The organism is Pseudonocardia sediminis (assembly GCF_004217185.1).
Lineage (GTDB): Bacteria > Actinomycetota > Actinomycetes > Mycobacteriales > Pseudonocardiaceae > Pseudonocardia > Pseudonocardia sediminis.
On the sequence record NZ_SHKL01000001.1, the window covers coordinates 1,246,702 to 1,273,375 of the forward strand.

Annotated in this window: 22 protein-coding genes; 13 read left to right on the forward strand and 9 right to left on the reverse strand. The window is 73.1% G+C overall.

What is annotated here, in order from left to right; genetic code table 11:
• Nucleotides 1-103: 103 nt before the first annotated feature.
• Nucleotides 104-514, forward strand: coding sequence for a VOC family protein (locus tag EV383_RS06065; RefSeq protein WP_130288990.1), 411 nt, complete (start codon nucleotides 104-106; stop codon nucleotides 512-514).
• A 76-nt stretch (nucleotides 515-590) separates the two neighbouring features.
• Here EV383_RS06065 and EV383_RS06070 read toward each other — a convergent pair whose 3' ends face one another.
• Both EV383_RS06070 and EV383_RS06075 read right to left on the reverse strand, forming a co-directional pair.
• Entirely contained in the window at nucleotides 591-1,175 is a 585-nt protein-coding gene (locus tag EV383_RS06070) for a class F sortase (RefSeq protein WP_242622922.1), read from the reverse strand.
• A gap of 140 nt (nucleotides 1,176-1,315) precedes the next feature.
• Nucleotides 1,316-1,897, reverse strand: coding sequence for a calcium-binding protein (locus tag EV383_RS06075; protein WP_130288991.1), 582 nt, complete (start codon nucleotides 1,895-1,897; stop codon nucleotides 1,316-1,318).
• A 182-nt stretch (nucleotides 1,898-2,079) separates the two neighbouring features.
• Here EV383_RS06075 and EV383_RS06080 point away from each other — a divergent pair, with 182 nt between their 5' ends.
• The 4 genes from EV383_RS06080 (at nucleotide 2,080) to EV383_RS06095 (ending at nucleotide 6,151) form a co-directional block, all read left to right on the forward strand.
• On the forward strand, nucleotides 2,080-2,487 hold the full coding sequence (locus EV383_RS06080) for a TIGR03618 family F420-dependent PPOX class oxidoreductase (RefSeq protein WP_130288992.1): 408 nt from the start codon (nucleotides 2,080-2,082) through the stop codon (nucleotides 2,485-2,487).
• Between the two features lie 90 nt (nucleotides 2,488-2,577).
• The gene (locus EV383_RS06085; protein ID WP_423213633.1) at nucleotides 2,578-3,384 is read left to right on the forward strand and encodes an MBL fold metallo-hydrolase; all 807 of its coding nucleotides are present in this window, start codon (nucleotides 2,578-2,580) and stop codon (nucleotides 3,382-3,384) included.
• On the forward strand, nucleotides 3,381-4,019 hold the full coding sequence (locus tag EV383_RS06090) for a DedA family protein (protein ID WP_130288993.1): 639 nt from the start codon (nucleotides 3,381-3,383) through the stop codon (nucleotides 4,017-4,019). The genes EV383_RS06085 and EV383_RS06090 overlap by 4 nt, the downstream gene beginning before the upstream one ends.
• A complete protein-coding gene (locus EV383_RS06095) occupies nucleotides 4,016-6,151 on the forward strand; it encodes a phage holin family protein (protein ID WP_242622923.1) in 2,136 nt (711 codons plus the stop codon). Before EV383_RS06090 ends, EV383_RS06095 begins: the two co-directional genes overlap by 4 nt.
• A gap of 83 nt (nucleotides 6,152-6,234) precedes the next feature.
• Here the strand turns inward: EV383_RS06095 and EV383_RS06100 are convergent, their stop codons facing one another.
• On the reverse strand, nucleotides 6,235-7,626 hold the full coding sequence (locus tag EV383_RS06100) for a S1C family serine protease (protein WP_130288995.1): 1,392 nt from the start codon (nucleotides 7,624-7,626) through the stop codon (nucleotides 6,235-6,237).
• Between the two features lie 224 nt (nucleotides 7,627-7,850).
• Nucleotides 7,851-9,023: a thiolase family protein gene (locus EV383_RS06105; protein WP_130288996.1), complete on the reverse strand. Its 1,173-nt coding sequence runs from the start codon at nucleotides 9,021-9,023 to the stop codon at nucleotides 7,851-7,853.
• A gap of 324 nt (nucleotides 9,024-9,347) precedes the next feature.
• On the opposite strand from EV383_RS06105, the gene EV383_RS06110 reads away from it, so the two are divergent.
• Together EV383_RS06110 and EV383_RS06115 are read left to right on the forward strand one after the other, a co-directional pair.
• Nucleotides 9,348-10,649, forward strand: coding sequence for a TMEM165/GDT1 family protein (locus tag EV383_RS06110; protein ID WP_130288997.1), 1,302 nt, complete (start codon nucleotides 9,348-9,350; stop codon nucleotides 10,647-10,649).
• 50 nt (nucleotides 10,650-10,699) lie between these two features.
• Nucleotides 10,700-11,512, forward strand: a complete 813-nt coding sequence (locus EV383_RS06115; protein ID WP_341273706.1) for an NAD(P)H-binding protein — start codon at nucleotides 10,700-10,702, stop codon at nucleotides 11,510-11,512.
• 74 nt (nucleotides 11,513-11,586) lie between these two features.
• Here the strand turns inward: EV383_RS06115 and EV383_RS06120 are convergent, their stop codons facing one another.
• Nucleotides 11,587-12,819, reverse strand: coding sequence for an acyl-CoA dehydrogenase family protein (locus EV383_RS06120; RefSeq protein WP_207223449.1), 1,233 nt, complete (start codon nucleotides 12,817-12,819; stop codon nucleotides 11,587-11,589).
• 546 nt (nucleotides 12,820-13,365) lie between these two features.
• On the opposite strand from EV383_RS06120, the gene EV383_RS06125 reads away from it, so the two are divergent.
• From EV383_RS06125 to eutC, 3 genes are read left to right on the forward strand one after another with little or no spacing between them, the layout of a single operon-like run.
• The gene (locus EV383_RS06125) at nucleotides 13,366-14,451 is read left to right on the forward strand and encodes an amino acid permease (protein ID WP_242623417.1); all 1,086 of its coding nucleotides are present in this window, start codon (nucleotides 13,366-13,368) and stop codon (nucleotides 14,449-14,451) included.
• Nucleotides 14,448-15,830: an ethanolamine ammonia-lyase subunit EutB gene (locus EV383_RS06130; RefSeq protein ID WP_130289000.1), complete on the forward strand. Its 1,383-nt coding sequence runs from the start codon at nucleotides 14,448-14,450 to the stop codon at nucleotides 15,828-15,830. Before EV383_RS06125 ends, EV383_RS06130 begins: the two co-directional genes overlap by 4 nt.
• Nucleotides 15,827-16,579 carry an ethanolamine ammonia-lyase subunit EutC gene (eutC, locus tag EV383_RS06135; protein WP_242622924.1) on the forward strand — a complete coding sequence of 251 codons (753 nt, stop codon included), beginning with the start codon at nucleotides 15,827-15,829 and terminating at the stop codon, nucleotides 16,577-16,579. Before EV383_RS06130 ends, eutC begins: the two co-directional genes overlap by 4 nt.
• A gap of 84 nt (nucleotides 16,580-16,663) precedes the next feature.
• Here the strand turns inward: eutC and sfnG are convergent, their stop codons facing one another.
• The 4 genes from sfnG to EV383_RS06155 form a co-directional block, all read right to left on the reverse strand.
• Complete coding sequence (gene sfnG / locus EV383_RS06140; protein ID WP_423213689.1) at nucleotides 16,664-17,785, reverse strand: dimethylsulfone monooxygenase SfnG; 1,122 nt, start codon at nucleotides 17,783-17,785, stop codon at nucleotides 16,664-16,666.
• Between the two features lie 263 nt (nucleotides 17,786-18,048).
• A complete protein-coding gene (locus EV383_RS06145) occupies nucleotides 18,049-19,662 on the reverse strand; it encodes an LCP family protein (RefSeq protein WP_242622925.1) in 1,614 nt (537 codons plus the stop codon).
• A 54-nt stretch (nucleotides 19,663-19,716) separates the two neighbouring features.
• Nucleotides 19,717-21,459, reverse strand: coding sequence for an AMP-binding protein (locus EV383_RS06150; RefSeq protein ID WP_242622926.1), 1,743 nt, complete (start codon nucleotides 21,457-21,459; stop codon nucleotides 19,717-19,719).
• 74 nt (nucleotides 21,460-21,533) lie between these two features.
• Complete coding sequence (locus EV383_RS06155; RefSeq protein WP_130289002.1) at nucleotides 21,534-22,214, reverse strand: TetR/AcrR family transcriptional regulator; 681 nt, start codon at nucleotides 22,212-22,214, stop codon at nucleotides 21,534-21,536.
• 97 nt (nucleotides 22,215-22,311) lie between these two features.
• Between EV383_RS06155 and EV383_RS06160 the strand changes: the two genes are divergently transcribed.
• Genes EV383_RS06160 through EV383_RS06170 form a run of 3 tightly spaced genes read left to right on the forward strand, consistent with a single transcriptional unit; the run spans nucleotide 22,312 to nucleotide 26,663 of the window.
• Nucleotides 22,312-23,463: an acyl-CoA dehydrogenase family protein gene (locus tag EV383_RS06160; protein WP_207223450.1), complete on the forward strand. Its 1,152-nt coding sequence runs from the start codon at nucleotides 22,312-22,314 to the stop codon at nucleotides 23,461-23,463.
• Between the two features lie 14 nt (nucleotides 23,464-23,477).
• Nucleotides 23,478-25,064: an AMP-binding protein gene (locus EV383_RS06165; RefSeq protein WP_130289004.1), complete on the forward strand. Its 1,587-nt coding sequence runs from the start codon at nucleotides 23,478-23,480 to the stop codon at nucleotides 25,062-25,064.
• Nucleotides 25,065-26,663 carry an acyl-CoA carboxylase subunit beta gene (locus tag EV383_RS06170; protein WP_130289005.1) on the forward strand — a complete coding sequence of 533 codons (1,599 nt, stop codon included), beginning with the start codon at nucleotides 25,065-25,067 and terminating at the stop codon, nucleotides 26,661-26,663.
• Nucleotides 26,664-26,674 lie beyond the last annotated feature (11 nt).

Genomic DNA, 26,674 nt, shown 5'->3' on the forward strand with positions numbered 1-26,674 from the left:
CACGTGGAGAGGGGCGCGGCAACCGTAAAGTTCGCTTTGCTACCAATCTCACGCCTGTGGCGATCGTCCGGGTCGTCGCGCGGGCCCACTAGCGTGTGCCGACGTGGAGATCCTCAACAGCCGCGCCATCCTGCGGCCGGCCGATCCGGACGCGAGTCTCGCCTTCTACCGGGACACCCTCGGCCTGGCGATCTCCCGTGAGTTCCCCGGCGGGACGGTGTTCTTCCTGGGCAACGGCTTCCTGGAGGTCTCCGGACGGCCCTCCGGCGCCCCGGACACCCCCGACGGCCAGGTGGCCCCGGACGCCGGGGGACTCCGCCTCTGGCTGCAGGTGCGTGATCTCGACGCGACGCACCGCGAGCTCGTCGACGCCGGCGTGACGGTGCTGCGCGAGCCGCGCGAGGAGCCGTGGGGCCTGCACGAGATGTGGGTCGCCGACCCGGACGGGACCCGGATCGTGTTCGTCCAGATCCCGCCCGGGCACCCGATCCGCCGCGACACCCGCGGGGACTGAGGCCCGGGCCGGACGAGCGGCACTCTCGTCGCGCCGGACGCCACGAACGTCACGCTCATTGCACCGAGGACAGGGCTCACGTGTCGACGAGTGCCGCGAACGCGACGACGTTGTCGTCGTAGCTGCGCGCCCCGCGGTCGAACGCGCCCCCGCAGGTGACCAGACGCAGGCCGGCGCGCGGCAGGTCGCCGTAGACGACGTCGGTCGGGAACCGGTCCTTGGCGTACCGGCGCACGGCCTGCACCTCGAACGTCGCTCGACTGCCGTCTGCGCGGTCGACCTCGACCAGGTCGCCGGGGGCCAGTGCGCGCAGGTGCGCGAACGGGCCGAGACGGTGGTCCCAGTCGACGTGCGCCGCCAGGACGGCCGGGCCGAGCTCTCCGGGTGCGGGACCGCCGGTGTACCAGCCGGTCGCGTCGCCGTCGGGCGGGACCTCGAGCGCGCCGGCCGGGTCGAGCCCGAGCGGGATCATCGCGCTGTCCAGGCCGATCGCGGCGGACCGGACCCGCACCGGGGCCGACGCCGCCATCGGCGCCGCCGCCGGGCGGGCGGTCGCGGTGGGGACCGGTCCGACGGTGCCGCCGAGCGCTTCCGGCGGGAGCACGGCCGGGACCACCAGCAGCACCGAGACCGCGACCAGCGCACACCACGCCCGTCCCACCACGCGGGTGTGCCGGCGCGTCCTGCCCAGTCGCCGCCCGCCCCGAGGGGAACCCCCGGGGCGTCCCGAGGATCGAGGGGACCCTCCGGGACACCCGTCCGGGGCCGGCGCCGGCACGGGCACGGGCCCGGTCCCGGTGGTCACCGGCGGGAGGTGCCGGAACGGCGGGTGTTCCACACGGCCGCGGCCGCGCCGGTCGCGGCGAGGGCGCCGAAGCCGCCGAGAATGAAGATCACCGGGTCGTCGGACTGCCCGGCGGGCCCGGCCGCGACCGCGCTCCCGTCGCCGGCGTCGACGCTGCCGACCGGTGTCGTACCCACCTGTCCGGTCGAGCCGGACGAGGAGCCGTCGTCCGTCGTGTCCGGGGCTGTGGAGCCCGGGTCGCTCCGGTCCTCACCGCTGTCCTGGCCGCCGGAGTCCTGGTCGTCGGAGCCGGACTCGTTCGGAGCGGCGGGTACCTGTCCCTGGCCGCCGCCGTTCGAGGCGTAGTCGTAGTTCTCGCAGGCCTCGCGATCGTTGTCGTCGTCGAGCCCGTCGGGGTCGCTCGGGTCGGCGTTGTAGTGCTGCTGAGCCTCCTGCTGGTTGGAGAAGTCCTTGCAGTTCTGGTCGTCCGCCGACGGCGCCGCGTTCGCGATCCCGGCCAGGGGGATGGCCGCCATCGCCGCGGTGACGAGAACGGTGGCGGTGGTTCCGGTGAGGCGGGCGACCGTGCGAGAGGCCATGAGAATGCTCCCTGGAGTGACGAAGGTGACCGATGAGGCCGAAGTGACTGCGGAAAGTTAGAACGGGGCCGTCATGATCGGCGCGGATGTCACCCGAGAGGGAATCGCTCGGGCGGGTGGAGTCGCGGAGCGTGGTCGCGCCCGCCGCGACCGATGATCGACGGGCCGGAGAGGATGCGGGCATGACGACGAGACGGCTCTCCGACGGTGTGTCCGACGAGTGGCGGCAGTTCTGGACCGAACGGCACCTGTGCACGCTGGTGACCCTGCGCCGGGACGGCACGCCGCACGTGGTCCCGGTCGGTGCGACCGTGGACGTGGAGCAGGAGATCGCGCGGGTGATCTGCCGGGACCTGTCGCAGAAGGCCCGCAACGTGTCCGCGGCCGGCGAGAAGGGGCTGCGGGTCGCCGTGTCGCAGGTCGAGGGCGGGCGGTGGTCCACGCTCGAGGGCCGCGCCGTCGTGCGCGCCGAGCCCGACGTCGTCCGGGACGCGGAGGAGCGCTACGCCCGCCGCTACCGGGTCCCGAAGGAGAACCCGCACCGCGTCGTCCTGGAGATCGCGGTCGACCGGGTGCTCGGGCTGAGCTGAGAGAAGCTCGGGCCGGCCCCGACACGACGGAGCCGACACGAGAGGGAACGCCGGCGGCACGGGAGCGGCCCTGCGGGTGATACTTCCGGGGTGGACCTGCCCGATATGCGCTTCCTCGGCCACAGCACCGTGCGGCTGCGGATGGGCGGGCGGGTCGTGCTGACCGATCCCGTGCTGACGCCGCGGATCGGCCCGTTGCGTCGGGTCGTGCCCGGTGTGGCGGCCGAGGACGTCCGCGACGTCGATCTCGTCCTGATCTCGCACCTGCACGCCGACCACCTGCACCTCGGCTCGCTGCGGATGCTGCCCCGCGACACCCGGGTCGTCGTCCCGCGCGGGGCGGGGGCGTGGCTGCGCGGCAAGGGCCTGCCGCGAATCGAGGAGCTCGGCGTCGGGGAGCAGCGCGACTTCGGAGGCCTGCGCGTCACCGGCGTCCCGGCCGACCACAGCGGGCACCGGTGGGGACCGCGACTGACCACCGGGCCGCAGTCGTCGGCGATGGGGCACCTGCTCGAGGCCGACGGCCTGCGCGTGTACCTCTCCGGCGACACCGGCCTGTTCGACGGCATGGACGACATCGCTGCGATGGGCCGGATCGACGTCGCCGCGCTCCCGGTGTGGGGCTGGGGCCCGAACCTGGGCCCCGGCCACCTGGACCCGGCCGGTGCCGCCGACGCCGTCGCCCGGCTGGGGGCCAGGGTCGCGGTGCCGGTGCACTGGGGGACCCTCGCCGTCACCGGCCTGCCGGGGATGCCCGGGCCGGTCGGGTCGAAGATGCGGCGCCTGCTCGTCGCGCCGCCCTACGAGTTCGCCGCCGCCGTGGCGGCCGCCGGGCACCCGACCGCCGTCCTGGTCGTCCCGCCGGGGGAGACTGTCTCCCCGGAGCGTGCGCGATGAGCGTGTTCACCTGGCTCGACGCCGAGCTGACGCCCGAGGCCGGGCAGGCCGCCTACCTCGCCGTCGCGGGCGGGGTGCTGCTCGGCTCGATCGTCCCGGTCGTGCCCACCGGTGCCGTCGTCGGCGCGGCGGCCGCGGTCGCGATGACGTCGCCGGCGCTGTCGCTGCCGCTGGTGCTGCTCATCTCCGCGGTCGCCGCGCTGGCCGGGGACCTGGTGACGTTCGGCGTCGCCCGGGCCGGGAGCGAGACCGTGGTCGGCTGGCTGACCCGCGGGCAGACCCCGGAGAGGCTGGAGAGGATGCGCGGCACGTTCGCCGAGCGCGGATGGCTGGTCGTGATGGTCGGGCGGATCGTGCCGGCCGGGCGGATCCCGGTGCTGGTCGCGGCCGCGGCGATGGGCCTGACGTGGCGACGGCTGGTGCCGGCCACCGCCGTCGGTGCGGTGCTGTGGGCGCTGCTCTACGGCGTGCTCGGGGTGGCGACCGGCGGGCTCTTCGACTCACCGGTGGTGGCCGCGCTCGTCGCGACGGTGCTGGTCCTGGTCGTCGGCGGGGTGTCGGCCCTGATCGGGCGATGGCGGTCCCGGCGCTCCACCGAGCCCGCGGCGGCCGCGGGTGCCCCGGAGCGTTCGTGACGCCGACTCCGGACCGGGGGAGGCAGCCGGAGCCCGGGCGGCTGGTGCGCGGCGGACGGTCGCTGGCGCGTGTCCTGCTGGTCTGGCTGACCGCCACGGTCACGCTCTGGGTGCTCGACGACGCCCTGTCCGGCTTCGCGATGGAGCACTGGTGGCTCGCCCCGGTGTGCGCGCTGCTGCTGGGGCTGCTGGCCGCCGTCGTCTGGCCACTGGTGATGCGGGTGGCGCTCCCGGTCGCGGTCTACACGTTCGGCCTCGGCGGTCTGGTGCTGCTCGCGGTGGCCGTCGTCGCGGTGTTCTCGGTGGTGCCCGGGGTGACGCTGGCCGGGCCGGTGGAGGCCCTCGCGGTCGTCCTCGGGACCGCGGTGGCCACGGTGCTGGTCAGCGCCCTGCTCGCGATCGACACCGACGAGATCTTCTTCCGCCGTACCGGGCGCCGGGCCCGCCGCCACGTCGCCGGCGGCGCCTCGCCGTCGCCCGGTGTGCTGTTCCTGCAGGTCGACGGCCTGGGCCTGCCGACGCTGCGGCGCGCGGTCCGCGACGGCACCATGCCGACGCTGGCGCGTTGGCTCGCCGACGGCAGCCACCACCTCGCCGGCTGGCACACCGACTGGAGCGCGCAGACCGGGGCCAGCCAGTGCGGCATCCTGCACGGCGACAACGACGACGTGGTCGGCTTCCGCTGGTACGAGAAGGACCGGCGCCGGGTCGTCACCTGCTCCTCGCCGGGCGACGCGGCCGAGATCGAGCGCCGCCACTCCGACGGGCACGGCCTCCTGAGCCAGGACGGCGCCGGACGCGGCAACCTGTTCACCGGCGACGCCGCGCACGTCAGCCTGACGCTGAGCGCGGTGCCGCTCCTGACCCGCGCCCGCGGCGGACGGGTCCGCCGCGACCGGATCGGCGCCGGCTACTACGCCTACTTCGCCAACCCGGTGAACGCCGTGCGGACGTTCGTCGCCGCGCTGGCCGACGTGGTGCGCGAGCTCGTCGACGCCGCGCGCCAGCGCCGCGCGGACGTCCGGCCCCGGATCCGCCGGGGTGGGCTCTACCCGCTGGCCCGCGCCGGGACGACCGTCGTCGCCCGCGACGTGCTCGTCTCCGCCCTGATCGAGGACATGCTCGCCGGGCGTCCGGTGGCCTACGCCGACTTCGTCGGCTACGACGAGGTCGCGCACCACTCGGGTATCGAGCGGGCCGACGCGCTGCACGTCCTGCGCACGATCGACCAGCAGATCGGACGGCTGGCGCGCGCCGCCGAGCTGGCGCCGCGACCGTACGAGCTGGTGGTGCTCTCCGACCACGGCCAGACTCAGGGCCAGGCGTTCACCGACCGGTTCGGCGAGTCGGTCGAGCACCTCGTCGGGCGGCTGTGCGGCGAGCCGGGGGACGACCCGGCCGGTGAGGAGCCGCCGGAGCCGGTCCGCGCCCCGCGCAGTGCCGACGGCTGGCAGCTGGGTGCGACGCTGGCCGAGGCGGGCAGCGGGGTCGGACCCGTCGCCCGGTTGTTGACGGCCCGGCGGACCCACGCCGACCGTGTCGCCGCCCGCACCGCGCCGGAGCGCCCGGCGAGCCGGGCGGCCCCCGACGTCCTCGTCCTCGCCTCCGGGCACACCGCGCTGGTCTCGTTCACCGCCGTCGAGGGACGGGCGTCGCTGGAGCGGGTCGAGCGCCGTTACCCCGACCTGCTGCCCGGCCTCGTCGACCACCCGGGCGTCGGGTTCCTGCTGGTCCGCGGCGAGCACGACGGTCCGATGGTGCTCGGCCGCGACGGCACCCACCGCCTGTCCGACGGCGTCGTCACCGGTGAGGACCCGCTGGAGCCCTACGGCCCGCACGCGGCCGCCCTCGTCGCACGGATGGACGGCTTCACGCACTGCGCCGACCTGATGGTCAACAGCCGCTACGACCCCGTGCGGGAGGACGCGTCACCGTTCGAGCCGCACGTCGGGTCGCACGGCGGGCTCGGTGGCCCGCAGAACGACGCGTTCGTGCTGTACCCGGCCGGCTGGTCCGGGCCCGAGACGGAGATCGTCGGGGCGGAGGCGCTGCACCGGGTGCTGCGCGGCTGGCTCACCGACCTCGGGCACCTGAACGCGGTGGAGGCCGGAGAGGCCCGGACCTCCGGCTGACGGGAAGAACCGGCCGGACGCGACGGAGGGGGGTGTCGCGCCCGGCCGGCGATCAGGGGACCGGTGGTCCTGGTGGGGCGGGGTCAGTTACCGCCCTGGCCGAACGGGTCGGCGCCGCCGAACGGGCTGGTCCCGCCCTGGCCCGAACCGCCCTGGGCGCCGTTGCCGGTGCTGGTCGTGGCGGCCTGGTCCGGGACGCTGCCCAGGGTGACCGGAACGGTCCGGGTGGCGCCGCCGTTGGTCACGGTCAGTGTCACGTTCTCGCCGGGGGCGTAGGTCCCGACGCGGGCGACGAGGTCGGTGAAGTCGCTGACCGGGGTGTCGCCGACCTTGGTCACCACGTCACCGGTCCTGAGCCCGGCCCGCTCGGCGGCCGAGCCGGGCTGCACGGTGGAGATCTGCGCGCCACCGGTCGCCGGGGTCGCGGCACCGGTGGCGCTGCTGGCCACGGTGCCCTGCACCCCGAGCTGGGGCTTGGTCGCGGTGCCGTTCGTCATCAGCTCCTGGGCGACGCGGCGGGCCTGGTCGACCGGGATCGCGAAACCGAGGCCGATGCTGCCGGCGTTCTGCCCGGACGTGGCGATCGCGGAGTTGATGCCCACGACCTGCCCGGCGAGGTTCACCAGCGGCCCGCCCGAGTTGCCCTGGTTGATCGGGGCGTCGGTCTGCAGGCCGTTGTAGACGACCGGCGCCTCGCCGTCCCCGCCCGCGGTGACGGTCCGGTTCTGCGCGCTGACGATGCCGGCGGTGACGGTGCCGGACAGGCCCTGCGGCGAGCCGATCGCGACGACCTGCTCGCCGACCTGCACGTCCCCGGACTGCCCGAGGGTGGCCGCGGTGAGCCCGGAGACGCCCTGCAGCTTGATCACCGCGAGGTCGTAGCTGGGCGAGGTGCCGACCACCGACGCGGTGTGCGACGAGCCGTCGGCCAGCGTCACCGAGATCTGCCCGCCCTGGGCGCCGGAGACGACGTGGTTGTTGGTGAGCACGTCGCCGTCGGCGGTGAGGATGACGCCGCTGCCCTCGGCGGTGCCCTGCGCGGTGCGGACCTGGATGTCGACCGTGCTCGGCATGGCCTTGGCGGCCGCGCCGGCGACGGTGCCGTCGGCGGGCGTGCTCGCCTGCGCCGGGCTGGACGCGCTGGTCAGCGTCGTCGAGCCGCCGCCGGAGGTGTCCATCAGCGCGTACGCGCCGCCGAACCCGACCCCGCCGCCGACGAGGCCGGCGGCCAGCGCCGCGGCCACGATGCCGGTCATCGCCCGGCGCGGACGCCGCGGGGGAGGGGTGGAACCGACACCGAACGGCGGGTAGGTCGACGTGGGCGGGGCCCCGGAGCCGCCGTAGGGCGGGAACGTCTGGGTCGGCCCGCCGTGTCCCCACGTGCCGGCGGGCTGCTGCCCCGCCGGCTGACCACCCGGCTCCCCGTACGGCGAGGCGGAACCCTGCTCGCGGGTGTCGGTGTCGGTCGGACCCATGTCGGCTACCTCCTGCTCGGGCGCAGGTCGAGTGGGCACACCCTGGGTGGGGGCGTCACCGGTGGTGGCGTTCTCACCGTCGCCGGTGGTGGATCGGTGCCCGTCCTGCTGCATACCGATCACTCTGCGCCGCGACCCTGAGACGACCCTGTGACGGCCCTGGGAATCGCTTCGCCATTGCCCGAGAGTTCGCCCCGGGACCGCGTCGGGCCCCGGGGCCTCTCTCAGACCAGCTCGAGGATGGTGGCGTTGGCCGTACCGCCGCCCTCGCACATCGTCTGCAGGCCGTAGCGGATGTTCTTGTCCCGCATGTGGTGCACGAGCCGGGTGAGCAGGATCGTGCCGGAGCCGCCCAGGGGGTGCCCGACCGCGATCGCGCCGCCGAGAGGGTTCAGCTTCTCGGTCTCGGCGCCCAGCTCGGCCTGCCACGCGAGCGGGACCGGCGCGAACGCCTCGTTGACCTCGAACGCCCCGATGTCACCGATCGACAGGCCGGAGCGCTTGAGCGCCTTCTGGGTCGCCGGGATCGGGCCGGTGAGCATGCGCAGCGGGTCCGCGCCGGAGACCGCGCCGGAGTGGTAGCGCGCGATCGGGGTCAGCCCGAGCTCCTTCGCCCGCTCCGGGGTCATGATCAGCACGGCGGACGCGCCGTCGGAGATCTGCGAGCTGTTCCCGGCGTGGATCACGCCGTTCTCGCTGAACGAGGGCTTGAGCTTGGCCAGCGTCTCCGGGGTGGTCCCGCGGCGCAGGCCCTCGTCGGCGGTGAAGCCGGGCGCGCCGGGCACCGGGGCGAGCTGGTCGTCGAACGCGCCGGCGTCGATCGCGGCGGCGGCGAGCTCGTGCGAGCGGGAGGCGTACTCGTCGAGACGCTGCCGGGAGAAGCCCCAGTCGCGGGCGATCCGCTCGGCACCGACACCCTGGTTGAAGTCCTCGTTGGGGAACTCGCCCGAGGTCAGGTCGGCCTTGTAGCGCTCACGCACGAGCGGGCCGTACTGGCGGCCCAGCGACGGGTCGCGCCCGGCGCCCAGCGGCACCCGGGTCATCGTCTCCACCCCGCCGGCGACGACGACGTCGTACTGCCCGGCCATCACCATGCCCGCGGCGAAGTCGAACGAGCTCTGGCTCGACCCGCAGGCGCGGTTGATGGTCACGCCGGGCACGGTCTCCGGCCAGCCCGCGGCGAGCACGGCGTAGCGCCCGACCTGCGCGGCCTGCTCCCCGACCTGGTTCACGCAGCCCCACACGACGTCGTCGACGAGGTTGGGGTCGAGACCGGTGCGACGGGCCAGCTCGGTCAGCACCGCGGCGGAGAGGTCGGCCGCGTGGATGTCGGCCAGCGACCCCTTCCGCTTGCCGATGGGGGTGCGTACGGCGTCCACGACGACGGCCTCGGGCATGGGATCCTCCTCGATCACGTCCACTTCGGTGAACCGAACGTATGCCCTCCGGCGGCGGGGGATCCAGCGAGGCGACGACGGAGGTCGTGAAGCGCCTCACACCTCCGGTTCCGGCCGTGCCAGGAGTCGAGGGCTACTGGATCGGTGCGGTAACCTCCTCGCCGTAAGCGAAGGGGAGTAGCTCCCAACGCTGCGGTCGACATACTGGCGGCACCACGCGCCCGGCCGCCGCGGCCTGCACCACCAGGCGAGCGAGACCTTCGATCCGGTACAGCCGGGTCGAGGGCGTTTCCACCTCGGTCCGGTCGAGATCGAGGGATGGACATGGACGGCTTCCTGGCCGCGTTCTTCATCAGCTTCGGCGTCATCTTCGTGGCCGAGCTCGGTGACAAGTCACAGCTCATGGCGCTGACGTTCGCCACCCGCTACAAGGCACTACCGGTGCTGATCGGCATCACCATCGCCACCTCCGTGGTGCACCTGGTCTCGGTGGCCGTGGGCTACGGGCTGGGCGCGGCGATCCCCACCGGCTGGATCTCGCTGGTCGCGGCCGTCGCGTTCCTCGGCTTCGGCGCCTGGACGCTGCGTGGCGACTCGCTCTCCGACGACGAGGAGGCGAAGGCGCAGAAGGCCGGCGGCTCGGCCGTCGTCGCCGCGTCGGTGGCGTTCTTCCTCGCCGAGCTCGGCGACAAGACGATGCTGGCCACGATCACCCTGGCCACGCAGCACGGATGGTTCGGTGTCTGGCTCGGCTCGACGGTCGGCATGGTGGTCGCCGACGCGCTGGCGATCGTCGTCGGTCGTCACCTGGGCCGGCGCCTGCCGGAGCGGGTGATCGCGGTCGGCGCCGCGACCCTGTTCGTCGTGTTCGGCCTGTGGCTCGGTGTCGAGGCGATCGGGCAGCTCGGCGGCCCGGACGCCTGGGCGACGATGGCGGCCCTGCTCAACCACCACCTGACCGGGTGGATCGCGCTGGTCCTGGGCCTGGCCGCGGTCGGGGTGACGCTGCTGGTCCGCCGTCGCACGCACGCGATCCGGCACCGCAGCACGCCGGACGCGCCGCGCACCCCCGGCTCGCCGGCCTGGTGGGCGCGGGTGCTGTTCGTGCTGGCCGCGGTGCTCGGCTTCGCCGCACCGGTGCTGGTCGCGCTCGACGTGCTGCAGCCGATCGCGCTGCTGTCGGCGCCGAGCGTCGCCGTCGTCGGGGCCGGGGTGCTGCTGCTCGGATTCGCGGTGGTCGCGCTCGCCCAGCTGCAGCTGGGGTCGCTGTGGCGCCGCAACGCCGCGGCGCTCGACGAGGACCCGGAGTCGACGCGTCCGGTGCTGGCCACCGGCGGTCTCTACCGCTGGGTGCGCCACCCCGGCCTGACCGGACTGATCGTCGGCTGCGCCGGGATGCTGGCCATGTCCCCGACGCTGATCGGTGTGCTGGCGACCGTGCTCATCCTGGTCGCGGTGCAGGTCCAGGCCCGTGCGGTCTCCGAGCCGAGCCTGGGCCGTGCCCTGGGCGACGAGTACGACGCCTACCTGCAGCGCACCGGCCGCTTCCTCCCGCGGGTGCGCCCGCCGGAGCCGCCGCCGGCCGGGATGCCGTCGCACCACCGCGACCGCGCCCGGGTCGGCTGAGCGCGGAGCACGTCGTCGGCGGCGGGGGTGGGCGTGCTGTGACCGTTCTGGTGACGGGAGCGACGGGCAACATCGGACGGATGGTCGTCGACCACCTGCTGGCCCGTGGCGCGTCGCACGTGCGGGCTCTGACGGCGAGCCCGGAGCGGGCGGTGCTGCCTCCGCAGGTCGAGGTGGTGCGCGGGTCGGTGCGCAGCCCGGAGGCCCTGCGCACCGCGTTCGACGGCGTCGAGCACTTCTACCTCGCGCCGTCGCCGGACACCGTCGAACAGGTGATGGCGCTCGCGCGTGACGCCGGGGTCCGGTACGTCGTGGACCTGTCCGGGGAGCCGGAGAGCTGGTGGGGCTTGGTGTCCGGGGCGGTGGAGGCGAGCGGACTGGCGTGGACCCACCTGTGGCCGGCCGACTTCGTGGAGAACGCCCGGATGTGGCTGCCGCAGATCCGGGCCACCGGCGCCGTGCGTGAGCCCTGGCCGGACGGTGCCAGCACGCCGACCGCGATGGACGACATCGCCGAGGTCGCCGCCGTCGCGCTGCTCTCCGACGACCACGCCGGTGAGGCGTACGGCCTGACCGGCCCGGAGCCGGTGAGCCGCCGGGAGATGGTGCGGGCGATCGCGGAGGCGACCGGTCGGCCGATCGAGTTCGTACGGGCCACGCCGGAGGAGGCGACCGATGCCCTGCGCCCGAGCATGGGCGAGACGGCCGAGTGGTACGTCGGCAACGTCCTGTCCTACCTGGCCGGGAACGTGCCGTCGCCGAACCGCCTGGTCGCCGAGATCACCGGCCGACCGGCGACGACGTTCGCCGCCTGGGCGGACACCCACGCCGACGAGCTACGGGCCGCCATCGCCCCCGCCTGAACTCTCCCTCAAACGACCAGCGAGCGGCACTCTCGTCGCAAAGGTTCCGACGAGGGTGCCGCTCGTTGAACGGGTCAGGAGTACCAGGTGGGCTCGGGGAGCTCGTCGCGCAGGAGGAACGCACCGACCTCGCGGCGCTTGTAGGCGACCGGGTCGTGCAGCGTGTGCGTCCGGACGTTGCGCCAGAACCGGTCGAACGCCAGGTCGGACCTCGTCGCCCGGGCGCCGAGGCCCTCGAAGATCCCGCTGGTGATCTCCAGCGCGACCTCGGTGGCGCGCGCCTTCACCGCGGCCACCCGCACCTCGTGCTCGCCGCGCTCCTGCGCGGTGACGTCCCAGGCGTTGTCGTGGATGGCCTGGGCCTCCACCGAGACCTGGTCGGCCAGCGCCTCGACGGCCCAGAGCTTGGACAGGTGGTCGCCGTAGAGGTCGAGCTGGTAGGGCTCGTCGACGGCGCGCTCCTGGCCGCCGTGCAGCCACGGGCGGGTCTGCGTGCGCGTGTACTCGGCCGCGGTCTCCAGCGCCCCGCGGGCGATGCCGAGGTAGAAGTGGGCGAACACGAGCTGGAGCACCGGTACGTTGAGCGTGTTGTAGACCCGCGGCCGGAACGTCTTGTCCACGAACCCGGCCGCCGCCGCCCACGGAACGGTGACGTCGGTGATCGTGACGCTGCCACTCTCGGTGAGGCGCTGGCCGATGTTGTCCCAGTCGTCGTGGAACGTGAGGCCGTCCTGGGCGCTCGGGACGATCGCGAAGACGTGCTTGTCCGTCCCCTCGACGACGCCCTCCAGCACGGTGACGTCGGAGACCTTGCTGCCGGTGGAGAACGTCTTGGAGCCGTTGTAGACGATCTCGTCGCCGGTGTCGCGGATGGTGACGTCGGCGTCGCGCGGGTTCACCGCACCGCCGAAGAACCACTGGTTGCGGGTCGCGTCGGCCTCGACGGCGGCGATCTGCTCGGGCGTGCCGACCAGGCGCGCGGCCCAGAACCACAGGTAGTGGTAGCCGAGCAGCTGCCCGATCGAGCCGTCACCGGCGGCGACCTCGCGGACGACCCTGTTGGCCGTGGGCCACTGCAGTCCGGCGCCGCCGTGCTCGGTGGGGCCGAGCAGGGTGACCAGGCCGGAGGACTTGAGGAGCGCGACCTCGTCGTAGGGCGTCGCGCCGGCGCGGTCCCGGGCCGCGGCGTCGGAGGCCAGCACCTCGCGCACCTGACGGGCGCGGGCGAGCCACTCGGCGTCGGTGCGCGGGGCCGGCTGTGCGGCCCAGTCGGGGGCGGTCACCGGACGGTTCTCGGTCGTGGTCACGATTCCTCTTCCTCGGTTCGAGTCGTTTTCCGGGCAGCAGAGAATTGCCTGTTCCCGGTACGACGCGACAATGCGGGGACCGGACAGGTCGACGGACGGGGCGCAGGCGGGGCTGCCGGATCGGGTGCTCTGAGCTGCAGATGCTCAGATCGGGGTACGCCGTGGACGGCGTGGGGCGGGTATCAGCGACAGCCGGCCGAGTGCACGCGGGAAAGGTCGACATGGAGTCGACTGGTGAGCCCGCAGAACAGCACGGACCCAGTTTTCGGATTGTGCCGGGATAAGTCAACCCGAGTTCGTCGGGTGGGATCGACGGCCCGTGCTGTCCGGTCAGGTGGTGCGAAAGTTCGACATCACGGAGCAACGCCACCGACCCCGGACGGGGTCACACTGACGTCTCCGCCGGCGTCCCGCGCCCGGTCGGCCCCTCGGAGGTGCACCGTGACCACCCCGTCCGACCCGTCGTCCGCTCCCGCGCGAGCCGCCTCGGCGTCCCCGCCGTCCGCCGGCGCCGCCGGGCCGTCCGACAGCGCCACCAGCGACTACCTGTCCCAGCGGCAGCTGAGGACCGGCGCGGCCGGCTGGGTGCTGCTGGCCGGTCTCGGCGTCAGCTACGTGATCTCCGGTGACTACTCCGGGTGGAACTTCGGCCTGGCCGAGGGCGGCTTCGGCGGCCTGCTGATCGCCGGGGCCGGTGAGGCGCTCAAGGTCATGTTCGTGGTGACCGGCATCGCGCTGGTCGGCCTCGTGGTCTTCGCGCTCGGCGCGATCCCGCTGTTCGACCCGGCCAACCTGGTCGACATCCCGGTCTCCGACGCGGCCGGGGCCTCGCCGTTCCTGCCGTTCGGCATGATCGGGATCTGGTCGGCCGTCCCGTTCGCGATCTGGTTCTTCCTAGCCGTCGAGGGCGTGCCGCTGGCCGCCGAGGAGGCGCGCGAGCCGGAGCGCAACGTCCCGAAGGCGATCGTGGTCAGCATGCTGATCCTGCTGGTCACCGGGGCCGGTGTGCTGGTCCTCGCGACCGGCGCGCTCGGTGCTCAGGCACTCTCGGCGTCGGGGAACCCGCTGGTCGAGGCGCTGGGGGACGGGACGCTCGCCGTCGTCGTCAACTACATCGGCCTGGCCGGGCTCGTCGCCAGCTTCTTCTCGATCATCTACGCCTACTCCCGGCAGACGTTCGCGCTCTCCCGCGCCGGCTACCTGCCCCGCGTGCTGTCGAAGACCAACTCCCGCAAGGCGCCGACGCTGGCGCTGATCGTCCCCGGGGTGATCGGGTTCCTGCTCTCGCTGACCGGTCAGGGCGCGGTGCTGCTGAACATGGCCGTGTTCGGCGCGGCGCTGAGCTACGTGCTGATGATGGTCAGCCACATCGTGCTGCGCCGCCGTGAGCCGGACATGCCGCGCCCCTACCGGACCCCGGGCGGCGTCGCGACGACCGGGTTCGCCCTGGCCGTCGCCGTGATCGCGGTGATCGCGACGTTCCTGGTGGACACCGTGGCCGCGCTCTGCGCGCTCGGGGCGTTCGCGCTGTTCATGGCCTACTTCGCGTTCTACTCTCGGCACCACCTGGTCGCCGCGGCGCCGGACGAGGAGTTCGCGGCCCTCTCGGACGCGGAGGAGGAGCTGCGATGACGCGCCGTCGCGGATCCCTGGGCGGGCACACCCACGAGTTCGCCGACCTGGCCGGGCTGCTCGCCGCGGCCACCCCGGAGCGCTCCGGGGACGTGCTGGCCGGCGTCGCGGCGTCGTCCGAGCAGGAACGCGTCGCGGCGCAGACCGTGCTCGCCGACCTGCCGCTGACGACGTTCCTCGACGAGCTCGTGGTGCCCTACGAGACCGACGAGGTCACGCGCCTGATCATCGACACCCACGACGCCGACGCGTTCGCGCCGATCGCGTCGCTGACCGTCGGCGGGCTGCGCGACCACCTGCTCTCCCCGGACACCGACACGACCGCGCTCGCGCCGGGGCTGACCCCGGAGATGGTCGCGGCGGTGTCGAAGCTGATGCGGGTCCAGGACCTGGTCTCGGTGGCCCGGCGGACCCCGGTCGTCACCGCGTTCCGCTCCACGCTGGGCCTGCCCGGCACCCTGGCCACCCGCCTACAGCCCAACCACCCCACCGACGACCCGACCGGGGTCACCGCCTCCATCGTCGACGGCCTGCTGCTCGGCTGCGGTGACGCCGTCATCGGGATCAACCCGGCCACCGACTCGCCGGCCCGCACGACCGACCTGCTGCACCTGGTCGACGAGGTCCGGACCCGCTACGACATCCCCACCCAGAGCTGCGTGCTCGCGCACGTCACGACGTCGATCGAGATCATGGAACGCGGCGCGCCGGTGGACCTGGTGTTCCAGTCCGTCGCCGGCACCCAGGCCGCCAACGAGGGGTTCGGGGTCACCCTGGCGATGCTGGGCGAGGCGCACGAGGCGGCGCTGTCGCTGCGGCGCGGCACCGTCGGCACGCACTGCATGTACTTCGAGACCGGGCAGGGCAGCGCGCTGTCCGCCGACGCCCACCACGGCGTCCACCAGCAGACACTGGAGGCCCGCGCCTACGCCGTCTGCCGTGCGTTCGACCCGCTGCTGGTCAACACCGTCGTCGGGTTCATCGGCCCGGAGTACCTCTACGACGGCATGCAGATCACCCGCGCCGGTCTGGAGGACAACCTCTGCGGGTCGCTGCTCGGCGTCCCGATGGGCGTCGACGTCTGCTACACCAACCACGCCGAGGCCGACGCGGACGACACCGACACCCTGCTCACGTTGCTCGGGGTGGCCGGCTGCTCGTTCGTCATCTGCGTCCCCGGCGGCGACGACGTGATGCTGCACTACCAGTCGCTCTCGTTCCACGACGCGCTCTACGCCCGCCAGGTGCTGGGCCTGAGCCCCGCCCCGGAGTTCGCCGGGTGGCTGGAGAAGATGGAGATGCTCGGGGCCGACGGACGGGTGCGCGAGCCCGCCCTGGACTCCGCGGCGATGCGCGCCCTGACGGCGGGTGTGCGGTGAGCGGCGAGAACGCCCCGGCCCCGGTGGGGGACGACCCGCTGGCGGCGCTGCGCGCGTCCACCCGGGCCCGGGTCGCGCTGGGACGGGCGGGGGACGCCCTGCCCACCGCGCGGCTCCTGGAGCTGCGCGCCGCCCATGCCGCCGCCCGGGATGCGGTGCACTCGCCGCTCGACGCCGACGATCTCGCCGGTCGGATCGCCGCCGAGCTGGGCGTACCGGTCGCGCATGCGGCGAGCGCGGCGCCGAGCCGGTCGGAGTACCTGCGCCGTCCCGACCTGGGCCGTCGCCTCGCCGACCGCACGGAGCTGGAGCGGGGCGAGCACGACGTGGTGCTCGTCGTCGCCGACGGGCTGTCCCCGCTGGCCGTGCAGACGCACGCGGTGCCGATGCTGGCCGAGATCCTGGCCCGGCTCGACGGGTGGCGGGTCGCGCCGGTCGTCGTCGCGACACAGGCGCGGGTGCCACTGGGCGACGAGATCGCGACGGCGGTCGGGGCGCGCAGCGTCGTCGTGCTGGTGGGGGAGCGGCCGGGGATGAGCTCGACGGACTCGCTCGGGCTCTACTTCACCTACGACGCGCGACGCGGGCGCCGGGACTCCGAGCGCAACTGCCTGTCCAACGTGCGTCCACCGCACGGGACGGGCTACGCCGAGGCCGCGACGACCCTGGCGATGCTGATGGCCGAGGCCCGGCGGCTGGGCCTGTCCGGTGTGTCCCTGAAGGCAGACCCCGCCCTCCCCGAGAGCTGAGCCCCGACCGAACCGACGAGCGGCACCCTCGTCGGAAAGGTTCCGACGAGGGTGCCGCTCGATGACGGTGAGGCGGGGGCAGGCTCAGCGGTTGGCGAGCTGCGGCTCGCGCTCGGCGAGCTCGGCCTCCTTCTCGCGGATGATCGGCAGCACCTTGGCGCCGAAGTACTCGACCTCCTCCTGGAAGTGCAGGAAGCCCAGGAGCAGGAGGTTCGCGCCGAGGCGCTTGTACTCGATCGCGCGGTCGGCGATCTGCTCCGGCGTACCGATCAGCTGGGTCTTGAAGCCGTCGTTGTACTGGACGAGGTCGGAGAACGACGAGTCCGCCCACATCCCCTTCTTGTCACCGGTGGAGTTGCCGGCCTGCTGCACGGCGTCGCGGAAGCCCTCGACGGCCGGCTTGTTGGCCTTCTCGATGATCTCGCGCAGAGTGTCGTGGGCTTCCTTCTCGGAGTCCCGGGCGATCATGAAGCCGTTGAGGCCGAACCGGACCGGCTGCAGGCGGTCGGCGGTCTTGGCGTGGCCGAGGACCTCCTCGACCTGCTCGGTGAAGCCGTCGTAGTCCTTGCCGTTGGAGAAGTACCAGTCCGAGACGGTGCCACCGTTGCGGCGGGCCGCGGTGGAGTTGCCGCCCTGGAAGATCTCCGGGTGCGGGCGTCCGGGGACGTCGACCGGGCGCGGCTTGAGGTCGAAGCCGTGCACCCGGTAGAAGTCGCCGGCGAACTCGGCGCCGCCCTCACCGGCGGTCCAGATCTCGCGCAGCACGCGGATGAACTCGGCGGTGCGGCGGTAGCGCTCGTCGTGCTCGAGCCACGGCTCGCCCATCGCCGTGAACTCGTCCTTGAGCCAGCCGGAGACGACGTTGACGGCGATCCGGCCGTTCGTCAGGTGGTCGGCGGTGGCGAGCCACTTCGCGAGCACGGCCGGCTGCCACAGGCCCGGGTGCACGGCGGCGATCAGCTTCAGCTTCGTGGTGGCCATGCCGAGTGCCAGCGAGAAGCTCGTCGCCTCGTGCTGGTGGTCGGCGCCGTAGCTGGCCATGTAGCGGATCTGGCTCAGCGCGTACTCGAAGCCGTTGTTCTCGGCGGTCTGGGCGAGCTTGGCGTTGTACTCGAAGCCCCAGTCGGTGCGCTGCTCGATCGTGCTGGTGACGAGCCCGCCGCTGACGTTGGGCACCCAGTAGGCGAACTTCAGCGGCTCGGTGATGTCGGACACGGGTGTGACTCCTCGAAACGGAACGGGTTCGGGCCGGTGAGTTCCGACCGTCGTCTGCGGCGGGTGGCGGCCCGGACGAACGACGCCGCGAAGGCGTACGCGTCGCGCGGTGCGCGCCTGGTCAGCGACAGGCGCAGCTGGTGATGATCTTGTGATCGACGTGACGACGACGCGTCAGAGGAAGGGCGATCACAGTGACCAGACAACAGTCACCGGCCACCGGTGTCAAACGCAGTCCACGCCGGGGTGGGAGGTCAGGAGACGCAGGGCACACCGTCGGCGGTGATCACCGGTGCGGCCGCCGGAGCGCCCGCGGCGTCGTCGCCGGGAACGGCCCCGGCCGGGGTGTCCGAAGTGCCGCTTTCGCTGCCGGACGACAACGTGCGGCCCGACCCCGTCGGACCGGTGTAGTCGCCGCCGAGGACCACGGTGACGTATCCCGGCGCGACGGCGGGGTCGGTCTCGACGGGCAGCCCGCCGAGCAGCGCGGCCACCCGGGCGGCGGTCGCCTCGTCGGCGCCGCGCACGACCGACGTCCGGGTCTCCGAGGTGTTGCCGAGGCTGCCGGGGACGAGCCCGTCGTCGTCGAGGACGTCCTGGACGCCCGCGGCCAGGCCGGAGCGCCCGGTGCCGTTGCGGACGTCGACCGTCACCGGGGTGGCGAGAGCGGCGGGCTCGGCCTGCTCCGGGGCCGGTTCCGGTGCGGGGGCCGAGAGCTCGGCGAAGAACGCCTTCACCAGGGCGGGGTCGACCTGCACCGCGTCGCCGTCCGAGGGCGTCGAGAGGTCCGCCCGCCCGGTCGGCATGGTCCGGAACTGGATGTTCCCGCCGGTCAGCCCCTGGGTCTGGGCGGCGAAGGCGAGCAGGTCCCAGCCCGGGTCGATCACGACGTAGCGGCTGACGGTGTCGAGCAGCCCGGTCAGCGCGACCGGATCGGCCAGCGTGCCCGCGGACAGCGTCTGGTGCGCGAGGCTGGCCAGGAACGCCTGCTGGCGCACCACCCGGTCCAGGTCGCCGCGGGGCAGGCCGTGGCGCTGCCGGACGAACGCCAGCGCCGGCGCGCCCTCCAGCCGCTGCGGGCCCGCGGCGAAACGGGCACCGGAGTAGGAGTCGTCGACCGGGGCGGTCAGGCACACCGGGACGCCCCCGACGGCCTGGGTGATCTCGGCGAACCCGGCCAGGTTGACCTCGGCGTAGTGGTCGATCGAGGCCCCGGTGAGCTGCTCGATCGTCTGCGCGAGCACGCGCCGCCCGGCCAGGTCGGCCTCCCGGGTCAGCTCCGGCTCGGCGACGCCCCGCCCGGACAGCACCCTCCGCTCGGCGGCCGCGGCGCGGGCGTAGGCCGAGTTGAGCTTGTGCTTGCCGTAGCCGGGGATCTGCACGTAGGAGTCGCGGGGCAGCGACACCGCCGTCGTCGGGCGCGCGGAGTCGTCCGGGACGCGGAGCAGGATCATCGTGTCGGTGTTGGACTCGCCGTCGGAGTCCCCGGCGTTGAGCGCGTCGAGCACCTCGCGGGGCAACGGGTCGCCCTGCGCGTCGGTGCGGCTGTCCAGCCCGACCAGCAGGATGTCGGTCGCGCCGTCGGCCGAGCGCGGCCCGGTCAGGACGTCGCTGGTGACCAGACCGCCGTCGAGGTGGCGGTAGACCGTCCAGGCGTACCCGGCGACGAACAGGGTCAGCGCCGAGAGCAGCGCCAGCGTGGTGCACGCGATCCGCGCCCCGCGGCCGAGCCGGCGCGGCGGGGGAGAGACGGGCCACCCGGGACGGCCGACCCGCCGCATCGGTTCGGTCGGTCCCTGCAACGCCACGCCTCCGGTGTCCGGCGGCCACGGCGGTTCCACCGCGGCCGCGGCGGAGCAGCCGCGCACCCGCCGCCACCGACGGTAGCGCCGATCACGATCGGGGCGGTCGGGGCTCGCCGGTCAGGCCGGGCCGTAGAGATCCGCGTGCGCGGCCCGCAGCTTGTACTTGAGCACCTTCCCGCCGACGGTCTCCGGCAGCGCGTCGGCGAACACGATCGCCTTCGGCGTCTCGTACCCGCCGAGACGGCTCTTGCAGAACGCGATGACGTCGTCCGCGGTGGGCGTGGTGCCCTCGCGCGGCACGACGACCGCGGTGACGGCCTCGCCCCAGCGCTCGTGCGCCAGCCCGATGACCGCGGCCCGCAGGACCGCGGGGTGCTCGTGCAGGATCGCCTCGACCCGCATACTGGACACGTTCTCGCCGCCGGTCTTCACGATGTCCTTGTAGCGGTCGACCATGATCCGCAGACCCGCGTCGTCCACCAGTGCGGAGTCCCCGGAGTGGAACCAGCCGCCGCGGAACGCCTCCCGGGTGGAGGCGACGTCCTTGTAGTACCCGGCGGTCATGATCGGGGAGCGGTAGACGGCCTCGCCCGCCTCGCCGCGGACCGGGTCGCCGACCTCGTCGACGACGTCCGAGGCGAGCAGCCCGCTGGGCACACCCACGTAGTTCACCGACGGCGCCGTCGCGCGGTGCACGTCCGGCCAGCGGGTCGGCCAGAACCGGTGACAGGCGATGGCCTCGGTCTGGCCGAAGATCCCGAGCGTGACGATCTCGGTGCCGGCCCGGGTGTTCAGCCGGTCCAGCAGGGACGGCGAGAGCGCGCCCCAGCCGTAGACCAGCATCGTCAGCGCACCGATGTTGAGATCCGGGCGCCCCTCCAGCTCTGCGATCAGGGCCGTGACGAACTGCGGCGACCCGGCCCACAGCGCGGTCACCCGGTGCGCCGCGAGCGCCTCGGACACCGGGCCCGGCGCCGGACCGCGGCCCAGCACGAACGACCCGCCGGCGAGCAGCGCGCCGAACGGGAACAGCTGGTCGCCGATGTGGTAGATCTGCGGCAGGTAGGTGGCCACCCGCAGGTCGCTCTCGTGGCGCAGCCCGCGGCTCAGCGCGAGCGCGAAGTTCATCCCGGCCAGGTGCGTGCTCCCGTGCGAGATCATCACGCCCTTGGGCATCGCCGTGGTGCCCGAGGTGAACAGCAGCTCCCAGATGTCGTCGCCGTGGATCTCGACGTCCGGCTCGGTGTCCGGGTGGTCCTCGATCAGGTCGGCGAAGGAGACGCTGCCCGCGACCGGGTCGCCTCCGACGGTGATGGTGGCGCCCACCCGGGTGCCGGTCGCGGTGAAGGCGGCCTCGACGCGCGGCCAGAGCTCGGCGTCGACGATCGCGAAGCCCGGCTCGGTCAGCCCGAGGATGTGCTCCAGGACGTCCGGGGCGAGGTTCGGGTTCAGCGGCACCGCGACCATCCCGGCCTTGGCGATGCCGATCTTGGCCAGGAACGCCTCGACGGAGTTCTCGCAGATCATGACGACGCGGTCGGCCGGTTCCAGCCCCGCGGCGGCGAGGGCGTGCGCGAGTCTGTTCGCCACCGCGTCGGCCTGCTTCGGGGTGACGGAGGCGAACCGCTCGTCGCCGTAGGCGCCGGGGCATCCGATGAGCACCGGCTCGTCCGGGCGGGCCCAGGTCAGGCGCTCGAACACGTCCCCGACCGAGGTGCGCTCCCAGCGGTTCGTCGCGCGCCGCCCGCGCAGCGTCTCCACGTCGATCACCGAGGCGTCCGGCAGCGCCGTGCCCTGCGGGTGGTGCGGCAGGCCGCTCGCGTGCCCTGTCCCGGCCGTCTCGCGTTCGGTCACGCTCACGTCAGCTCCCTTGCCGTCATGGACCGCTTCCGCCGCAGCATGGCGTGACGGCGGCCACTTCGGCAAGAGTCGAGTTATCCGCGGTTCACATCGGCGAGCGTCGGCGACGGTGCCGGGTCGACGCCCAGGCAGGCGTGCGCGGAGGCGTCGAGGAGCTCGCCGAGACGCTCCGGCGCGAGCCCGCTGCGGTAGAACAGCGTCGACTGGATCGCCCCGATCGCGGCGTGCACGGCCAGGCGCACCTCGCCGTCGGAGAGGTCGCGCCGCAGCGGGGTCAGGGCGTGCACCCAGTCCTCCAGGTAGTGGCGCTGGCTGCGTCGCAGCCGGCGACGGTCCTCCTCGGGCAGCGTGTGTATCTCGCGGTGGTAGACCGCCAACACGCTGCGGTCCTCGATGGCGACCCGGATGTGGTCCCTGACCAGCGCCGACAGGGTCTCGCGATCGGTCCCGGCCCGGGCCAGGACGTCGCGCGAGCCGTCCTCCAGGCGTGTCATGACCCGGTCCAGCAGCGCGACCAGGATCGCGTCCTTCGAGTCGAAGTGACGATAAATTCCGGAGCCGACGATCCCGGCCTCCGCGCCGATGTCGGCCATTCCCACCGTGTGGAAGCCGCGGTGCGCGGCGAGCTGTGCGGCGGCGGTCAGGATCCGCTCCCGGCGGCCGGGGTCGCGCCGCCGCCGTGGGGTCGTGGCCGCTGCCGGCGCCGCCGTGGGCGCAGGGTCGGCGGCGTGCGCCCGCGGGATTCCGGTGACCATCTTCTCAGCATGGCAGCCGCGCGGTACTGTCCGCCACGGGTGAACGGCGAATCACTGCCGTGCCGTTCTTCGACGCAGAAGAGGGATGTGGTCACCGGTGGACTTCACCGAGACCGACGAGGCGAGCGACCTGCGCGCCGCGGTCGGCGCCATCGCGTCGCGGTTCGACGGCGGCTACTACGCCGAGCACGCGCGCAACGGCGAGCCGCTGCACGAGCTCTGGTCCGCGCTCGGCGGGGCCGGGTTCCTCGGCGTCAACGTCGCCGAGGAGTACGGGGGCGGTGGCGGTGGGCTGGTCGAGCTCGCGATCGTCTGCGAGGAGATCGCGGCCAAGGGCAACCCGATCCTGCTGCTGCTGGTCACCGCGGCGATCTCGGCCGAGGTGGTCGGCGAGTTCGGGACCGACGAACAGCGCAAGCAATGGCTGCCGGGGATGGCCGACGGCAGCATCAAGGTCGTCTTCGCGATCACCGAGCCCGAGGCCGGGTCGAACACCCACAACCTGTCCACCCACGCCGTCCGCGACGGCGACGACTGGGTGCTGCGCGGCACCAAGTACTACATCTCCGGCGTCGACGAGGCGGCGGCGCTACTGGTCGTCGCCCGCACCGGGCGTGACGACGACGGCCGAGGCAAGCTGTCGCTGTTCCTGGTCCCCACCGACGCCCCCGGCCTGGTCGCGACCCCGCTGCCGGTGGACGTGATGCTGCCGGAGAAGCAGTTCACGCTGCACTTCGACGAGGTCCGGGTGCCGGGCGAGAACATGGTCGGCGCCGAAGGCGAGGGCCTGCGACAGGTGTTCCGCGGCCTCAACCCGGAGCGGATCACCGGCGCGGCGCTGTGCGTCGGCATCGCCCGCCACGCCCTCGACGTCGCGTCGCGCTACGCGAACGACCGCAAGGTCTGGAACACCCCGATCGGCGCGCACCAGGGCGTCGCGCACCCGCTGGCCCGGGCCAAGATCGAGACTGAGCTGGCCGCGCTGATGACGCAGAAGGCGGCCTGGCTGCACGACCGCGGGCAGCCGGCCGGCGAGGCGTCGAACATGGCGAAGTACGCGGCGGCCGAGGCGGCCCTGGCCGCGATCGACGCGGCGATGCAGACCCACGGCGGCAACGGCGTCGCCAGCGAGTACGGCCTGCTCCCGTACTGGGGCCTGGCCCGTCTGCTCCGGATCGCGCCCGTCAACCGGGAGATGATCCTGAACTACGTCGCCCAGCACAGTCTGGGTCTCCCACGGTCCTACTGATCCAGGAGTCGGCAATGGAGCTGAACGAGAACCTGATCCAGCGGGTCAACGTGGGGGACACGCTGACCCGCAGTGCCGCGGCGCGGCCGTCGCAGATCGCGGTCGTGGACGGGGAGCGGCGCTGGACCTACGCCCGGTTCGAGTCGTGGGCCAACCGGCTCGCGCACGGGCTCGCCGGGCGCGGCTACTCCCGCGGCGACGCGCTCGCGCTCGCCGCGGGCAACAGCGCGGAGTTCCTGGCCGTCTACTACGCCTGCGCGAAGCTCGGCGTGGTGTGCGTGCCGGTGAACCTGGGGTGGAAGCCCGAGGAGGTCGCCTACGTCCTCGGCCACTCCCGCTCGCGCGGGATCGTGGTGGAGTCGCAGCTGGTGAACGGCCTGGCTGAGGCGATCACCAAGGTCTCCGACGTCGCCGACGTGATCGTCGCGCACGGCCTCGGCGCCGAGTACGACGCCGAGCCGGCCGACCGCACCTGGAGCACGCTCGAGGCCCTGCCCGCCGACGACGACACCGTCCCGCGGGTGGTCGTGGAGGACCGGGACGCGCTGACCTACCTCTACACCTCGGGCACCACCTCGTTCCCGAAGGGCGTCGTCGCCTCGCACCTGGCGATCACTCTTGCGTCGATGTCGGCCGCCCTGGACTCGGGCTGGAACGCCTCCGACCGGTTCCTGGCCATGATGCCGCTGTTCCACACCGCCCAGCTCAACGCGTTCGGGACGCCGGCGGTCCTGGTCGGGGCCACGATCCACCTGGTGCGGGCGTTCGAGCCGGCGGCGTTCCTGGAGGCCATCGAGCGGGAACGGATCACGCAGGTCTTCGGGCTGCCGATGATGTACCGGGCGGCGCTGGAGGACCCCTCGTTCGCCTCCCGGGACCTGACGAGCCTGCGCCGCGCCGTCTACGCGATGGCGCCGATGCCGGACGCGCTGATCCGCGCGTGCCTGGAGGGCTACGACTGCGACTTCGCGCTGCTGTTCGGCCAGACCGAGATGAGCCCGTGCACGACGCTGTTCCGCCCGGAGCACCAGCTCTCGCACATCGGTGCGGTCGGCACGCCGATGGTCGGCGTCCAGGTCGCGATCATGGGTCCCGAGGGCGACCTGCTGCCCACCGGTGAGCAGGGCGAGATCGTCTACCGCGGTCCGTCGACGATGACGGGGTACCTGGAGAACGCCGAGGCGACCGAGGTCGCGTTCGCGCACGGCTGGTTCCACTCCGGCGACGTCGGCCGGTTCGGCGAGGACGGCGTCCTCTGGTTCTCCGACCGCTACAAGGACGTGATCAAGACCGGCGGCGAGAACGTGGCGTCGATCGAGGTCGAGAAGGCCGTCTACGCCGTCGACCCGAACGTCGCGGAGGTGGTCGTGGTCGGCCTGCCGCACGAGCGCTGGAGCGAGGCGATCACTGCCGTCGTCGTCCCGAAGCCCGGCGAGTCGATCGACCCGGAGGCGCTGCGGACGGCGCTCAAGCAGCGTCTGGACGGCTACAAGGTCCCCAAGTCGGTGATCGTCGCCGACGCACTCCCCAAGACGTCGACAGGCAAGATCCAGAAGAACGTCCTGCGCGACACCCACGCCGCCCACTACGGAGAGAGCTGAATGGCCGTCCTGACGTCGCTGTTGGACACCTCGTCGGAGACCTACCTGTCGAACCGGAAGGTCCAGCTCGACGCGATCGACGCGTTGAACGAGCAGTTGGAGCTGACGATCGCCGGTGGCGGAGAGCGCTATATGGCGCGGCACCGCGACCGCGGCAAGCTCCCGCTGCGGGAACGCCTGGAGCTGCTCCTGGACCCGGACAGCCCGTTCCTGGAGCTGTCGCCGCTGGCCGCGTGGGGGACCGAGTTCACGGTCGGGGCCAGCGAGCTGACCGGGATCGGCGTCGTCTCCGGCGTCGAGTGCGTGATCATCGGGCACGACCCGACGGTGCGCGGCGGGGCGATGAACCCGTACTCGCTGAAGAAGACGCTGCGTGCGCTGGAGATCGCGCGGGTGAACCGGCTCCCGGTGATCAACCTGGTGGAGTCCGGCGGTGCGGACCTGCCGACCCAGGCCGACCTGTTCGTCCCGGCCGGGCGGATCTTCCACGAGCTGACCGAGCTGTCGTCGATGGCGATCCCGACCGTCGCGCTGGTGTTCGGCAACTCCACCGCCGGCGGGGCGTACGTGCCCGGCATGTGCGACTACGCGGTGCTCGTCGACCGCGGCGCGAAGGTGTTCCTCGGCGGCCCGCCGCTGGTCAAGATGGCCACCGGCGAGGACTCCGACGACGAGTCGCTCGGTGGCGCGGACATGCACTCCCGGGTGTCGGGCCTGAGCGACTACTTCGCGGCCGACGAGCACGACGCGATCCGGATCGGACGCGACATCCTGTCCCGGATCAACTGGCGCAAGCTCGGGCCCGCCCCGGTGGAGAACCCCGCACCGCCGCTCCACGACCCGGACGAGATCCTCGGGATCCTCCCCACCGAGTCGAAGATCCCGTTCGACCCGCGCGAGATCCTGGCCCGCGTCGTCGACGGTTCCGAGTTCGACGAGTACAAGCCGCTCTACGGGACGTCGCTGGTCACCGGCTGGGCGCGGATCCACGGCTATCCGGTCGGTGTGCTGGCCAACCACCGCGGCGTGCTGTTCTCCGAGGAGGCCAAGAAAGCCACCGAGTTCATCCTGCTGGCCAACCAGACCGACACCCCGCTGATCTTCCTGCAGAACACCACCGGCTACATGGTCGGCGCGGAGTACGAGCAGGGCGGGATCATCAAGGACGGCGCCAAGATGATCAACGCGGTCACCAACTCGACGGTGCCGCACCTGACCATCAACATGGCGAGCTCGTTCGGCGCCGGGAACTACGGCATGTCCGGGCGCGCCTACGATCCGCGCCTGATGTTCGCCTGGCCCAGCGCCAAGATGGCCGTGATGGGCGCCGCGCAGCTGGCCGGCGTCATGTCGATCGTCGGCCGGGCGTCCGCGGAGTCGCAGGGCAAGGAGTTCGACACCGACGCCGACGCGAAGCGGACCGCGGCGATCGAGGCCCAGATCAACGACGAGTCGCACGCCTTCTTCATCACCGCCCGGCTCTACGACGACGGGATCATCGACCCGCGCGACACCCGCACCGTGCTGGGGATGTCGCTGTCCGCCGTGCACTCGACCACCGTCGCCGGCCGTCGTGGCTTCGGCGTCTTCCGGATGTGAGCCCCGTGCCC